The sequence below is a fragment of the Niabella soli DSM 19437 genome, from assembly GCF_000243115.2.
In the GTDB taxonomy this organism is placed as follows: Bacteria; Bacteroidota; Bacteroidia; order Chitinophagales; family Chitinophagaceae; genus Niabella; species Niabella soli.
Map to the genome: position 1 here is coordinate 1,011,273 of NZ_CP007035.1, position 14,652 is coordinate 1,025,924.

General features: G+C 44.5%; 14 protein-coding genes and 1 other RNA gene. 12 read left to right on the plus strand and 3 right to left on the minus strand.

Annotated elements, in window-relative coordinates; genetic code table 11:
- Positions 1 to 11: 11 nt before the first annotated feature.
- The 9 genes from NIASO_RS04220 (at position 12) to NIASO_RS04255 (ending at position 9,641) form a co-directional block, all read left to right on the plus strand.
- Positions 12 to 1,724, plus strand: coding sequence for an amino acid permease (locus NIASO_RS04220; RefSeq protein WP_008583232.1), 1,713 nt, complete (start codon positions 12 to 14; stop codon positions 1,722 to 1,724).
- Positions 1,702 to 2,727: a Smr/MutS family protein gene (locus NIASO_RS04225; protein WP_008583231.1), complete on the plus strand. Its 1,026-nt coding sequence runs from the start codon at positions 1,702 to 1,704 to the stop codon at positions 2,725 to 2,727. Before NIASO_RS04220 ends, NIASO_RS04225 begins: the two co-directional genes overlap by 23 nt.
- A gap of 104 nt (positions 2,728 to 2,831) precedes the next feature.
- An RNA gene (gene rnpB / locus NIASO_RS19850) (RNase P RNA component class A) lies at positions 2,832 to 3,253 on the plus strand.
- A 270-nt stretch (positions 3,254 to 3,523) separates the two neighbouring features.
- The gene (locus NIASO_RS04230; RefSeq protein ID WP_245605220.1) at positions 3,524 to 4,618 is read left to right on the plus strand and encodes an esterase-like activity of phytase family protein; all 1,095 of its coding nucleotides are present in this window, start codon (positions 3,524 to 3,526) and stop codon (positions 4,616 to 4,618) included.
- Positions 4,619 to 4,621: 3 nt separating this feature from the next.
- Positions 4,622 to 5,446 (plus strand): SGNH/GDSL hydrolase family protein, encoded by an 825-nt coding sequence (locus NIASO_RS04235; RefSeq protein ID WP_008583226.1) that lies wholly within the window; start codon positions 4,622 to 4,624, stop codon positions 5,444 to 5,446.
- 180 nt (positions 5,447 to 5,626) lie between these two features.
- The gene (locus NIASO_RS04240) at positions 5,627 to 6,490 is read left to right on the plus strand and encodes an SPFH domain-containing protein (protein WP_008583224.1); all 864 of its coding nucleotides are present in this window, start codon (positions 5,627 to 5,629) and stop codon (positions 6,488 to 6,490) included.
- A gap of 12 nt (positions 6,491 to 6,502) precedes the next feature.
- On the plus strand, positions 6,503 to 6,697 hold the full coding sequence (locus NIASO_RS04245) for a hypothetical protein (RefSeq protein WP_008583223.1): 195 nt from the start codon (positions 6,503 to 6,505) through the stop codon (positions 6,695 to 6,697).
- 25 nt (positions 6,698 to 6,722) lie between these two features.
- Positions 6,723 to 9,173 (plus strand): penicillin acylase family protein, encoded by a 2,451-nt coding sequence (locus NIASO_RS04250; protein ID WP_008583221.1) that lies wholly within the window; start codon positions 6,723 to 6,725, stop codon positions 9,171 to 9,173.
- A gap of 114 nt (positions 9,174 to 9,287) precedes the next feature.
- Positions 9,288 to 9,641 carry a hypothetical protein gene (locus NIASO_RS04255; RefSeq protein WP_008583220.1) on the plus strand — a complete coding sequence of 118 codons (354 nt, stop codon included), beginning with the start codon at positions 9,288 to 9,290 and terminating at the stop codon, positions 9,639 to 9,641.
- A gap of 1 nt (position 9,642) precedes the next feature.
- On the opposite strand, the gene NIASO_RS20500 is transcribed toward NIASO_RS04255, so the two are convergent.
- Together NIASO_RS20500 and NIASO_RS04265 are read right to left on the minus strand one after the other, a co-directional pair.
- Positions 9,643 to 11,109: a M56 family metallopeptidase gene (locus NIASO_RS20500; protein ID WP_008583218.1), complete on the minus strand. Its 1,467-nt coding sequence runs from the start codon at positions 11,107 to 11,109 to the stop codon at positions 9,643 to 9,645.
- Positions 11,110 to 11,113: 4 nt separating this feature from the next.
- Positions 11,114 to 11,485, minus strand: a complete 372-nt coding sequence (locus NIASO_RS04265; RefSeq protein WP_008583216.1) for a BlaI/MecI/CopY family transcriptional regulator — start codon at positions 11,483 to 11,485, stop codon at positions 11,114 to 11,116.
- Between the two features lie 276 nt (positions 11,486 to 11,761).
- On the opposite strand from NIASO_RS04265, the gene trhO reads away from it, so the two are divergent.
- Entirely contained in the window at positions 11,762 to 12,793 is a 1,032-nt protein-coding gene (trhO, locus tag NIASO_RS04270; protein ID WP_008583214.1) for an oxygen-dependent tRNA uridine(34) hydroxylase TrhO, read from the plus strand.
- Positions 12,794 to 12,881: 88 nt separating this feature from the next.
- Positions 12,882 to 13,058, plus strand: coding sequence for a hypothetical protein (locus NIASO_RS20155; protein ID WP_008583213.1), 177 nt, complete (start codon positions 12,882 to 12,884; stop codon positions 13,056 to 13,058).
- Positions 13,059 to 13,131: 73 nt separating this feature from the next.
- Here NIASO_RS20155 and NIASO_RS04275 read toward each other — a convergent pair whose 3' ends face one another.
- A complete protein-coding gene (locus tag NIASO_RS04275; protein WP_008583210.1) occupies positions 13,132 to 13,548 on the minus strand; it encodes a nucleoside-diphosphate kinase in 417 nt (138 codons plus the stop codon).
- Between the two features lie 83 nt (positions 13,549 to 13,631).
- Between NIASO_RS04275 and NIASO_RS04280 the strand changes: the two genes are divergently transcribed.
- Positions 13,632 to 14,639, plus strand: coding sequence for a DHH family phosphoesterase (locus tag NIASO_RS04280; RefSeq protein ID WP_025298699.1), 1,008 nt, complete (start codon positions 13,632 to 13,634; stop codon positions 14,637 to 14,639).
- The last annotated feature ends 13 nt before the right edge of the window (positions 14,640 to 14,652 follow it).

Consider the following 14,652-nt stretch of genomic DNA (forward strand, 5'->3'; position numbering starts at 1 on the left):
GCAATTATTCTATGCCCAATCCACTACTGCGTAAAAAGTCGGTACAATTAATATTGAGAGAGGCGGAAAGCGGCCTTACGGACGCGCATAGTTCCGGGCTGAAGCGGGTATTGGGGGTAAAGGATCTTACCGCGCTAGGCGTGGCTGCCGTCATCGGGGCGGGGGTATTCAGCAGTATCGGAAAAGCTTCAGCAGAAGGGGGGCCGGGCGTGGTGTTCCTGTATATTTTTACGGCAATTGCCTGTGGCTTTGCTGCATTATGCTATGCGCAGTTCGCCTCCACGGTGCCGGTTTCGGGCAGCGCCTACACCTATTCTTATGTTGCTTTCGGGGAGATCTTTGCCTGGATCATTGGCTGGGATCTGTTGATGGAATATGCGATCGGTAATATTGCCGTTGCTATTTCCTGGAGCGATTATTTCACCCACCTCACGGATAAAATAGGTATTCATATCCCGGACTGGCTCACGATGGATTATATCACCGCAAAGCGGGGTTTCGCAGAAGCAGCGGCTAGTGGCCTGCACCAGGTAGCGCCGGGGATGGACGCGGCCCTTGCGGAAAAAGTAGCCGCCTGGATCAATGCCCCTCAGATCGCTGGCTTGCGGATCATTATGGATCTGCCGGCATTGTTTATTGTGGTGGTGATCACCTATATTGTTTTTGTTGGGGTAAAAGAATCCAGGAATGCAAGCAACTTTATGGTAGGCCTGAAGCTGGCGGTTATATTTGTGGTGATTGTACTGGGTGCTTTTTATGTAAACCCGGATAACTGGTCGCCTTTTACACCTACCGGCATCGGCGGTATTTTAAAGGGCGTATCGGCCGTATTCTTTGCCTATATTGGGTTTGATGCTATTTCTACTACTGCAGAAGAATGTAAGGACCCGCAGACAGATCTGCCCAAAGGCATGATCTACTCACTGATCATTTGTACCATTTTATATGTATTGTTAGCATTGGTGCTTACAGGAATGGTGCCCTATACCCGGCTGAATGTAGGCGACCCGCTGGCAATGGTGTTTGATATGCGCGGGCTGAAATTCATTTCCGCCGTAGTGGCAGTAAGCGCCATCTTTGCAACGGCAAGCGTATTATTGGTATTCCAGATGGGGCAGCCCCGGATATGGATGAGCATGAGCCGGGATGGATTGTTGCCTAAAGCTTTTTCGAGGATCCACCCGAAGTATAAAACGCCTTCCTTTGCCACTATTATTACAGGCCTGGTCGTTGCCGTTCCTGCCTTGTTTTTAAACCTGGATACGGTGCTGGCGCTTACAAGCATCGGTACGCTGTTTGCTTTTGTGCTCGTTTGTGGCGGAATATTGGTGTTAGACAAACAGCCCGAAAAGGCGGCTTCCCGGTTTAAAGTACCCTATATAAACGGGCGCTATATTATTCCGGTATTGTTTGTGGTGGTGGTTGCTGTAATCATTGTGAAGATACCAACCTATTTTAAAGATATAGTAGCAATAGAAACCTTCCCGATGGTGTTGTTTTGGCTGGTGCTGGCTGTTATTGTTGTATTATCTTACATGAAAAAATTCTCTTTAATACCGGTGCTGGGCATGATCAGTTGCTTTTACCTGATGGCCCAGGAAAGTCATACCAACTGGCTCCGGTTCTTAATATGGCTGGCGGTAGGACTGGTGGTATATTTCAGCTACAGCCGCTTTAACAGTAAACTGGCACCTGTAGAAAATGAAATACCAGATAGGCGATAAAGTATTAATACTGCATTCGGAAGAAGAAGGAACCATCATCGACTTTATAAATGATAAAATGGTAATGGTAGACGTACGGGGGGTGAAATTTCCCGTCTATTTAGACCAGATCGATTTTCCTTATTTCCGCAATTTTACCCAAAAGAAAAAACAGCAGCCGGCAAAGCCCCGGACGTTTATCGACGATATTAAGAAGGAGAAAAAAACGCAGGAACCCCGCAAGGAAGATGGGGTATGGCTGAATTTTCTTCCCGTTTCTGATACGGATGAATTTGGCGATGAAGTAGTGGAGTTGCTGAAAGTGCATTTGGTGAATAATACCAATACTGCTTATAATTTTAAGTACACGCTTGGTTTTTTTGGCGAGCCGGAATTTGAATTAAAAAATAATGTCCTCCCGTTTCAACATTTTTATCTGCATGATGTGCCCTTTGCGGATATGAGCGACAGCCCTTCCTTTGATTTTGAATTTTCTCTTCAAAAGCCGGACAAAGCAAAGGCTACGCATTATGAAACTTCGGTAAAACTGAAACCTAAACAGCTATTTGAAAAAATTGAAACGCTTCGAAAAAGAAATGAAGCTAGTTTTTCGCAAAAGCTGTTTGACGTTTATCCCGAAAAACAGCCGGAGGAAAGTCCGATGGATATTTCCCTGAGCCAACTCAGCCAGAAATTTAAAGTGTATAATGCAAAAGAGGCGCGCAAACACCTGGAACCGGCGCGGAGCGTTGTGGACCTGCATATTGAGAAACTAACGGATAATGCTTCCCGGATGAATAATTTCGAAATGCTGACCCTGCAGTTGGATACTTTTGAAAAATTTTATAACCTCGCCGTAGCCCATATGCAGCCCATGCTTACGATCATACATGGCGTAGGCACCGGCAAGCTGCGCGATGAGATACATGATGCGTTGCGCCTGAAAAAAGAAGTGAGCTATTTTGTAAACCAATACCATCCTTCTTATGGTTACGGCGCCACGGAGATACATTTTAAATACTGAATACTGAATGTAGAATGAAAAATTATGAATGGCGCCGTCATTCATAAAACAACGTATTACATTAAAAATACTACATTTTACATTTTACATTCTACATTTGCACCGTTACAAGCCGGGTTATCGCTTCCTGCTAAAGTGGGAGGAGGAAAGTCCGGACAGCATAGGGCAATGCACCGGTGAACAGCCGGGTGTTCCGCTGTAAGCGGAACAACAGAGAGTGCCACAGAAAATAACTGTCTCGCCGCAAGGCGGGATGAGGGTGAAAACGTGAGGTAAGAGCTCACGGCGTCCCGTAGTAATACAGGATGCGGGTAAACCTTGTATGCTGAAATGCCATGTAAACCCTGCTTTTGACCAGGCAACTGGGAAAAGGTGAGCGGCCCGTTCACTATCTCGCCCCGGCGGATGGCAGGAAGGGTAGGCAGATTGATTCATTGAGGTAACTCTTTGAACAGATAAATGATAACCGCTTTGTCATGCTGAGCTTGACGAAGCACAGAATCCGGCTTACAGGCTTGTAACATTTTTTAAAACTTCTTTTGATCGCGCTGTTAATACATCTGGCCCTATACTGTTTGAAGATTTCGAAGATACACACAGACGTTTTATTTGTGCTGATCATATCTGTGTTAATCTGTGCCTTCTGCGGGAAAAATGCCACAGACTTATAGAAACGCCATTATTTAAAAACTTAGATTTGCTGATTGTATAATTATATAAGCAATACAATCTGATGCGATTTAAACTATTTCCGGTAATAGCACTATTACTCTTTGGGTGCAGCGCGCCGCAAAAAATGCGTTCGTCAACATCCGGCAATGCAGTCCCCACCGCTATTTCAGCGTTAAAGTTTCTGGATGAATACGAGATCCCTTTTGGTTTGAAATATAGTAATACCTGGGTGGGCGGCTTATCAGGCATCGACTACGACCGGAAAAATAACCGGTATTATATCATCTGTGATGAGCGTTCCGCAACCTCACCTTCCCGTTTTTACACAGCGGCTATTCGCATTAAGGGCAACAAAATTGATACCGTTCAATTTACCGGGGTGCATACGATGAGAATGCAGAATGGTAAAGCCTTTCCATCACTCAAAGAAGGCGCGCAGGAAGCGGCTGATCCCGAATCCATCCGTTTTAATCCTAAAACCAACAGATTAGTCTGGTCCAGTGAAGGTGATCGCGCGGAACGCAATGGCAGGGTCAATATCAAAGACCCCTGGATATGGGAAATGGACCTGAACGGGCATTACCTGGACAGCTTTGCTCTTCCGCGAAATATGCATGTGCAAACCATCGAAAAAGGGCCACGGGTAAACGGCGTTTTTGAAGGACTGGGATTTGCAGATAATTATAAAACACTTTTCGTTAGTGTGGAAGAGCCTTTATATGAGGACGGACCAAGGGCTGATGTAGAATATGCCGGTGCCCCGGTGCGTATTATTAAATATGATGTTTCCACAAAAAAGCCGCTGGCGGAATATGCTTATCTGCTGGATGCGGTGGCGCACCAACCCGTTCCGGACAATGGCTTCCGGGTTAACGGTATTTCAGAAATACTGGCGATAAATAATAACCGGCTGCTGGTTATCGAACGCTCGTTCTCCATTGGCAATGCGCATTGCACTATAAAAATTTATCGGGCAGATCTGAGGGATGCTACCGATGTTACTGCAATGAGTGGATTAAATAAAAACAAAACCTACCGCCCGATATCAAAAAAACTGTTGCTGAATTTAGATTCGCTTAACCGGTATATTGATAATATAGAAGGAATAACTATCGGGCCCCGGTTGCCCGATGGGAATTTTTCCCTGCTTCTGATTGCTGATAATAATTTTAGTAAAGAAGAAAAAACTCAGGTTTTTTTATTTGAAATAATTCCATAAGAAATGAAACGGATCCTGCCCATTTTATTGGTGATATTAGTTGTTGTTTTGGGTTTTAAACCAAAAGAGATCCGATGGGTGGCCATTGGCGACAGCATTACTTATCTGAACGATCATTTGAATGAAACCGGCAACCGCGTTACAAAAGGGTATATGACCCGTGTATCGGAACAATTGCCTTTTGTTCATTATATCAATAAAGGATATAATGGCTGGACGGCTGTTAAAATTGCCCAGCAATTTGATTCGCTGCATATACCTGAAGCAGATGTGTATACAGTTTTTCTGGGAACCAATGACTGGTGGCAGGGAAAGCCCATAGGTGCTTTCACAGATTACAAAATGAATACAGGCACTCAAACGATCTACGGCTCGTTCCGCATTATCATCGAAAAGATCCACAAACTCAATGCTGCTGCGCGTATTATACTGATAACGCCATTGCGGCGTTCCGATTTTGTTTACCTGTTCAACAAGAAAAACAACGCCTGGGGTTCCTATAAAGAAAAGAACGGACAGTCGCTCAAAGCGGTAGCGGCTGCCGTGAACGATATTGGCCGCAGGGAACATATTGAAGTGATCGATCTGTATAACGATCCCGAACTGAAAGAAAAAGACCTGGTCCGTTTTAGACGTCTCAGGGATCCTCAAACAGGGGCTTATAAAAACTATCCTTACCCCGCTTTTCATAACATTCCTTTTAATCCCGAAACGGACGAATATCCTTATCCTGTCGAAGCGGTCAACCTCACTTACGACGGGCTGCATCCTTCTGATAAGGGCAATGCCATTATTGCCAGCCGGATCGCAGGCTTGCTGAAAAAATAATCATTTATATATTTTTTCCACAAAAACACAGAGATTTTCTGGGCCTCTGCTGTTCTTTTATATTAGCCGGAACGGGTATAGAACGGGTTCATGGCTAAAAAGCCGTATGCCAAAATTTATTTTTTTTAGAGTAAAACAGTTTATATCTTTATGATATCATTTTAATATCAAATTAAAACTATGGAAAAAATTTTAAGGCCCATATCGGGCTATCTTGCTTTAGTGATCGCCATTGCACTGATTGCAATAGGCGTATACCTGTTCATCAACGCTGAGCAGCGGGTAGGGTTTGTTGTTCTGGGCGTGATCTGTGTTGTGCTGAGTTTTTTCTTTATAAAAGGGTTAATGATCATTCAGCCCAATCATTCCCGCGTATTGAACTTTTTTGGTAAATACGTCGGCTCCGTAAAAGAGAACGGGCTGTTTTTTGTAAACCCGCTCTATTCGAGCTACAATATTAGTCTGCGTTATCAGAACTTCCAGGGGCAAACCCTGAAGGTGAATGATAAAATGGGCAACCCGATTGAAATTGGAGCCGTGATCGTCTGGAAAGTAGGGGACACCTATAAAGCGGCCTACCAGGTGGCCAATTATATCGACTATGTACGCACCCAGAGCGAGGCGGCTATCCGCCACCTTGCCGTGAGTTTTGCTTATGACAGTATTGAAGATGAGAACGCCGATATGACCTTAAGAGATGGCGGCGACCGGGTTAATAAGATACTGGAACAAGAGTTGACTGACCGGCTGGAGCCCGCGGGTATCCTCATCCAGGAAGCTCGTATCAGCCACCTGGCCTATGCCCCTGAAATTGCCGGGGCCATGTTGCAACGTCAGCAGGCAACGGCTATTGTTGCCGCGCGTACCAAGATTGTAGAAGGCGCCGTAGGCATGGTGGATCTGGCATTAAAAAAATTATCAGAAGAAAATATTGTTGTGTTGGATGATGAACGCAAGGCAGCAATGGTAAGCAACCTGATGGTAGTGCTCTGCGGCGAAAAAGCGGCCACACCCGTATTAAATGCAGGAACGCTTTATCAATAAAGGGAGGCGATTTTGAAGGAAAAGAAAAGCTTTATATTAAGAATTGATCAGGCGACCTTTAATCTGCTGGAAAAATGGGCTTCAGACGAGTTCCGTAGCGTAAACGGCCAGATAGAATACCTGTTACAGCAATCATTGATCGAATCGGGAAGAAAAAAAATAAAAGGTATTGATGATGCACCGGCTGCTTTAAAAAAGAAATTGTAGTATATTGCCTGTACAAGGTTTATCTATGAGAATAATTCCTTTTTTAATTACAGCAACCATTACTGTTGCATTAACCGTACTGTTGAATCGCCCGTTGGGTGATAAAGTTCCGATGCCTGTCGGCAATTTTTTAAGTCCGCAATCCGGATTCTGGCAGAATGCAGAGGACACCTCGGCAACCTTTAATGCAGATCTTTCCTTTCCGGGATTGAAGGGAAAAGTTCAGGTGTATTTTGATGCCCGTCTCGTGCCCCACGTGTTTGCGGAAAACGATGAAGACCTTTATTTTGTTCAGGGTTATTTGCATGCAAAGTTCCGGCTGTTTCAAATGGATCTGCAAACGAAGGCTGCCGAAGGAAGGGTAAGCGAAATAGCAGGCCCCAAGGCAATCAACTATGATAGAGAACAACGCCGGCTGGGGATGAAATACGCGGCGGAGAACTCGCTGGCAGTAATGGAAAAAGATCCAAAAGCCCGCGCAATATACACGGCTTATACAGCAGGCGTAAATGCCTATATTCACTCGCTGACGGTAAAAGACCTTCCGCTTGAATATAAAATATTGAATTTTGCACCGGAAGAATGGACCAATCTGCGCACCGCATTACTGTTGAAAATGATGGCTAAAATGCTGGCTTCCGGAACGGAAAAAGATATGGCGTTGACGCGTCTGCATTCTATTTTTACCACCGATCAGCTCAATGCCCTGTATCCGCAAATTCCTGATTCATTAAAACCAATTGTTCCACCGGGAACCGTTTTTGAAAAACCGGCGCTCGACCTAAAAGTCCCGGCAGGAGCAGATACGGCTTATTTTAAGGAACCCCATAAAGTAACGGCCTTTGAAGAACATACGCCGGATGTGGATAACGGGAGTAATAACTGGGTGGTGGCAGGCAGTAAAACGGCGAATAAGGCGCCAATCCTTTGTAATGATCCGCATCTGGAGTTATCGCTTCCTTCCATCTGGTACGAAATGCAATTGAGCACGCCTCAAAGCAAAGTGTATGGCGCCACACTCCCCGGCAGCCCGTATGTGATCATTGGTTTCAACGACAGCATCGCCTGGGGAGTGACCAACGCCCAGCGCGATGTGAAGGATTATTATGCTATAAAATTCAGGGATAATACCCGTACTTCCTATTGGTTCAACAACCAATGGGAACCGGCGCAACAGCGGATTGAAGCCATAAAAGTGAAGGGGCAGCCTACCGTTTACGATACCGTTTCCTACACGGCTTTTGGCCCGGTTATGTATGATGCCAGTTTCAGGGATACGCTCAATCATAATAATGGCCTCGCCGTAAAATGGATGGCGCATCACACCGGCGATGATGGCGGCGCTTTTTATTTTTTAAATCGCGCTAAGAATTATGACGATTATGCCAACGCGATAAAGTCTTTTGAGTGCCCGGGGCAGAATTTTGCTTTTGCCTCAAAATCAGGAACGATTGCGCTTTGGCAGCAGGGAAAATTTCCCGCCAGGTGGAACAACCAGGGGCTATATATAATGCCGGGAACCGATAGCAGCTACGATTGGCAGGGATACATTCCGCAAACAGAAAATCCGCACGCAGTGAATCCGGAACGGGGGTATTTGTTTAGTGCGAACCAACGCCCGGCCGATGCGGCTTATCCATACTTTATTCCAGGTGCTTATATTACGCCACGGGCAAGGGCGATTGACTGGTATCTGAGCCGGGACAATAATATCACCGTCCAAACAATGATGGATCTGCAGAACAATTATTTTAATATTACGGCAAGGGATATGGTATCCCTGCTAATCCGGTACACAGATCCGGAAAAGCTGACTCCTGAAGCGCAAAAGTATTTTGAAATGGTAAAGGGATGGGATCTTTTTGCCGGGCCGGCTTCATTGGGACAAACAATTTATCAGTGCTGGATGGATTCGTTGTCTACCGGCATCTGGCAGGATGACATAGACAAGGCAGGGTTCAAGGCTGAATTACCGGCCGAAGAGACCTTGATGGAACTCTTAAAGAAGGATTCTACTGTTTTGGGCTTTGTTGATAATGTAAATGCACCGGAACGGCAAACGATTCATACCGTAGTTACAGATGCTTTAAATAAGACCGCAGTAGTTATGACACGGGCCGAAAAAGAAGGCCGGTTGCAATGGGCGAAATTCAAAGGGGTAACGATCTATCATTTACTTAAAGACGCCTTATTGCCTTTTGCGCGCACGGAGCTTAATGTAGGCGGTTGGGGCAATACCATCAATGCTGTTAAAAAAAGTCATGGTCCCAGTTGGCGGATGATCGTACAACTGAGCACGCCTACGGAAGCATATGGCGTCTACCCGGGCGGACAGAGCGGCAATCCCGGAAGCCGGTTTTATGACAACGCGGTAGATACCTGGGCTTCCGGACAATATTACCAGCTTTGGCTAATGAGCCAGGAGGAGCGGGGAGATGCGCGCGTCAAATGGATCATGAATTTTTCAAAAGGTTAGGTTATTATCATCATTCCGACCGGAGTTTTGCCAAAAGCAAAACGGGCGGAGGATTCTCCTGCTGGTGGAACGAAAAAATAATAGCCTGTCAATAAACAGTGAAACGAATATAAAATGAAATTTTTCGCAAGTATCCTGCTTATCGCTTTGTTATCCTATATCAGTGGTGTATATTTTCCCTGGTGGACGATCGCCATCGTTGGGTTTCTTGTTATATTGTTATTGCCACAACCGCCTGTCAGTGCTTTTCTTTCCGGGTTTATTGCCGTGTTTTTATTATGGACGGTTTTGGCTGCCCTGATCAATACTGCAAACGGCGGCATACTGGCCGGCCGCATTGGCCTGTTATTGGGAATTGGAAAAAGCCCGGTAGCCTTAGCGCTTATTACCGGGGTAATAGGCGGGTTGGTTACCGGGCTTGCTGCTTTGAGTGCCGCTTATTTAAGACAGACACCCATTCAGAAATAAGTTATTGAGTTACCTGGAAGGTTATCGGCTGCTTTCTATAAGCTTTTACCTTACGGTGGTTTTGTTCGGCAGGGTTCCATTTGCCGGAAAGTTTGATTACCCGTATGGCTTCCTGGGCAATGCCAAATCCCGGATCTTTAATGCACTTAATATCACTTACAGAACCATTCCTGGAAACAACGAATTGAACTACCGCTTGATAATTTCCAGGTTGGGCGCCATTATTTTTAGGTACAGCCCCGTTGAGATTGCTCATTAAAAACCTGGCCCATTCTCCCGGGTAAAAGGCCTCCTTCTCCACTTTTGTAAAAATCTCCGGTTCTGTTTTTGCTGCGGGAACTGTATCGGCGGGAGATGGCATAGCTATCTGGCGTATGTTTTCCAGGCCGGGTACCTGGATTTTTATTTCTCTCTCGGGCAAATTGGTTATTACCGATGGTTGCTTATCTTTTGGTTTGGGTTTTACTGTATTAAGCTCACGGGCCGCTAATACAGTAGCCGTTGGTTGTGGCGGGTTCTCGTTTTCATTATTTAGGATAGTGTTGTGGCTGTCGGCTGCAACTGTTTTTGTTATTGCGGCAATCGAATGTTCCAGGTAGGTGAACGAAAACAGCAGGGTGGCAACGGCCAGGAGGGGCAATACCATTAGCTTTCTAAGGTATTGAAATGCGGGTTTGTTGTTTTTTGTAAGCATGGTTATTCTTCTTTTTAATTGGTTGGTGAAAAAAGGATTGATTAATTTACGGGAGTGGCCGGCGCTCATAGCATGGCGCACCAGCAACTCTGCATATTGATATTTATTATTCTTTTGGGCTGCGTATTGATCGGCTAGGAATTCATGGGTAGTCCTTAATTCTTTTCTTACCAGGTAAAACACGGGATTAAACCATAGCAATGCGATAACGGTTTCAATAAAAAGCAAATCCAGGCTATGCCGGTGCCTGACATGATACGCTTCGTGATCGAATAACTGTTTCCCGGTGTCGGTATGTACATCTGTTCCCGGATCCCAGAAGATCCATTTGAAAAAGGAGAAGGGCACATCGGCATTCCTGCATTCGATAAGCAGCAAGCCATCTGTTTTTTTTACAGCATGATGCCGCCTTAACCGTACAATGGTACCCAATGCTATTGCGATCCTTATGAGAAAAACCAGAACGATCAACCCATATAAAAAGGATCCCGCATAACGGCCGGTAAACCCCACGCGCTGGCGACTGGTAACAACCACCTCCGGAAGGGTAACCGAAAACTGATTTAATCTATGAAAAGAGCTGGCGATACTTAGCGCCAGTTCATTCTGCAGCGGCAGCGTAAACCGCAGCAAAGGCAGTAAAAAACTCAGGGGAACAAGTGCCAGCAGGTAAAAGCGGTTATATTGATGAAACCGCTCATTCCTTAAGATCAAATGGTAATAGCTGTAAAGCAGCACGGAACAGCCCGTTACCTGGAGGATATAGGCAAGCATAACTTTAATTTTTGGATTGTTGCTGATTTTTTATTTGTTGCAGTAACGCTTCCAGCTCACTAACACTTAAATTGTTCTCCTTTACCATAAAAGAAACCACGTTACTAAAAGAACCGTCGAAATATCCTTTTACCATCTGTTTGATCGTTCTTTTCGAATACGCATCCTTGCTTACAGCGGCTACATATTGGTGTTGGCGGCCAAATACGTTTACCGTTACAAATTCTTTTTCCACCAGGATCTTTAAAATGGTGGCCACAGTATTCTGATGTGGCTTGGGCAAAGGCAGTACCTCCAGCAACTCCCTCAAAAACATCGGCCCGTTCTGCCAGAGCGCCTGCATGATCTGTTCTTCGGCTTTTGTCAGTTGTTTCATACTATTTTTTTTTAACTATACCAGCAAGGTAAAACTAATTATTTAGTTTAACAACTATTTTTTTAGTTATACTTTTTGGCTAATGGCCTGGTCTCACGGATGCGACAGATTTGCACGGAAGTTTAGGGCCGTTTCGGTGACAAAACTCACCCTCAGCTCCTCCATTTGGCCATTCATTAACAATCACTTACCTTAGCAGCGAAATTTGGTGCAGCCTGCAACTGTCCAATTAATTTTAATTTTCACGTACCGCGTGAATCAAATTTCAGAAAACTAATGACATTACATAATCGTATTTCACGAAGGGAACTTAAGGAGCGCATTTTAAATGACCCAACTCCGCGTACCACCATTTCCTTCTATCGTTATTTTAAAGTGACTGATCCAGGGGCTTTTCGCAATGCCCTTTATAAGTCTTTTGAAAAGATTGGAGTGTTGGGGCGTATTTATATAGCGTCAGAAGGCATTAATGCTCAAATAAGTGTTCCATCGCACAACCTGGACCTGTTAAAAGGCGTCTTGGGTGAGATGGAGGGCCTGAAAGCGCTGCGGTTAAATATTGCCGTGGATGACGATGGCAAATCGTTTTATGTGCTCGACATAAAAGTGCGTGAAAAAATAGTTGCGGATGGAATAAACGACCCTGATTTCGATATGTCAAACAACGGAAAGTATGTAAATGCTGCCGAGTTTAATGATTTAACAAACCATTCAGATACGATCGTTATTGATATGCGGAATCACTATGAATATGAAGTGGGGCATTTTGAAAACGCGCTTGAAATACCGAGTGACACCTTTCGCGATCAGTTGCCCATGGCTGTGGATATGATGCAGGAACATATGGATAAAAATATCATCATGTACTGCACCGGCGGCATCCGTTGTGAAAAAGCATCTGCCTACCTGCTGCATAAAGGATTCAGGAATGTGTATCATTTGGAGGGTGGTATCATCAATTATGTACGGCAGGCAAAAGCCCGGGGGATCGAAAATAAATTTCGTGGCAAAAATTTTGTGTTTGATCAGCGGTTAGGGGAACGGGTTACCGATGAAATAATCGCTCACTGCCACCAATGTGGCAAACCTGCCGATACGCATGTGAACTGTGTAAATGACGCCTGTCACCTGTTATTTATTCAGTGCGAGGAATGCAGGAAAACGTATGATGGATGTTGCAGTGAGGAATGCCGCGATTTTATTCATCTTCCGGAAGCTGAGCAAAAAGAGCAACGAAAAGGGGTCGACCTGGGGAGAAATGTCTTCAATAAGTCACGGTCCCGTTTGAAAAACTTGACTAAATCATAATACTCATTTAAACCGGATAAAATATTTTTTTATTCATTTGTTACGAAAACGCTAAAACCTACGTCAGAAATATTCAAAAACGTTTTTTATGAAACGAATACTCTCTATCCTTTTACTGGTTTTTCTTGCAGCTATACCATCCATGCTATTTTTAGCATCACATCAGGTTAATGAACAAAACAGGACCATTGTTTTAAAGCGCAATCACGTTAAAGAGCGGCTTTCGCCAGGCATTATCTTATCTTCCAACCTGATGTCGGAATAAAGATTACTCAATTATACCAAAAAAAACCGGCCATGCTGACCGGTTACTGATATTCCTGAATAAACTGCTGCTGTTAAATCCGCTCCAGGCCATTAAAGAAAAAATCTCCTTCAATTTTTGCGTTTTCATCGCTGTCGCTGCCATGTACAGCATTCTCACCTAAAGAAGTTGCGTACAATTTACGGATAGTGCCTTCCGCCGCCTTAGCGGGATCTGTAGCGCCGATCAATTCTCTGAAGGCTGTAACTGCATTATCTTTTTCGAGGATAGCAGCAATAATAGGGCCGCTGCTCATAAAGGCAACCAGTTCTCCGTAAAAAGGTCTTTCTTTATGTACCGCATAAAACTCGCCCGCTTTTTCTGCAGAAAGCCTGGTAGCTTTCAGGGCTACGATCCGGTATCCTTCTTTAATAAACCGATCAATAATTACCCCTGCGTGGCCGTTTTTCATTGCGTCAGGTTTGATCATGGTAAAAGTACGATTGCTCATATTTGCTTTAAATTTAATTTGGGGTGCAAATTTAGGAAAAATCGACTAGTTCAAATCACAGATTTACCTATTTTTGCGCCTCATTGAAATCAATAGCAGATATATTTCCATTATTAGAACGGCCGGCAGCAGTGGTTATTACCATGCACCAGAAGCCGGATGCCGATGCGATGGGTTCATCGCTGGCGTTAAAAGGCTACCTGGAAAAGCTGGGGCATACGGTAACCGTGGTGTCGCCAACTAACTGGGCCAACTGGCTGAACTGGATGCCGGGTGTGGCAACAGTGCTCAATTATGATAAAGAAAAAGAAAAAGCCCAGGCAGCTTTAGCAACTGCAGGTTATCTTTTTTGCCTGGATTTCAATATTTTTCACCGCACCAAGAATTTCGCGCAGGATCTTTATAATGCTACCTGTAAAAAGGTTTTGATTGACCACCACCAGGAGCCCGATGTACATTCTTTCGATTTTGGGATCAGTAATGTAAAGAAAAGCTCTACCTGCGAAATGATTTACGATTTTATTGTTGCCGCCGGGCATATGGAGCTACTGGATACAGATATCAGCTCCTGTTTATATGCAGGCGTGGTTGCCGATACGGGTTCATTCCGTTTTGAGGCCACAACGCCGGGGGTGCACCGGATGGTGGCCAATCTGATGGAAAAGGGAATTAATCATCCGAAGATATTCAGTCAGTTGTATGATAATTTCCTTGAAAACCGGCTGCGTTTTATGGGGAATATGTTTAGCCACCGGCTGGAATTTTTTTATGAGTATAACACGGCGCTGATTGTTATACCTAAATATGATTTGTTAAAATATGAAATAAAGACCGGCGATACGGAAGGTCTTGTTAATTTTCCACTTTCCGTACAGGGGATCAAATTAGCTGCTATCGTAATTGACCGGGAGGAAGAACGCAAGTGGAGTTTCAGAAGTAAGGATACTTTTGACTGCAACAGTTTTGCCCGGAAATATTTTAATGGCGGCGGGCATTTCAACGCGTCGGGGGGAGGTACAAAAGATTCATTGCAGGAAACCGTCGAAAAATTTAGAAACGCATTAAAAGAGAACAAAGATTTATTACAATAAAAAAATAACAACA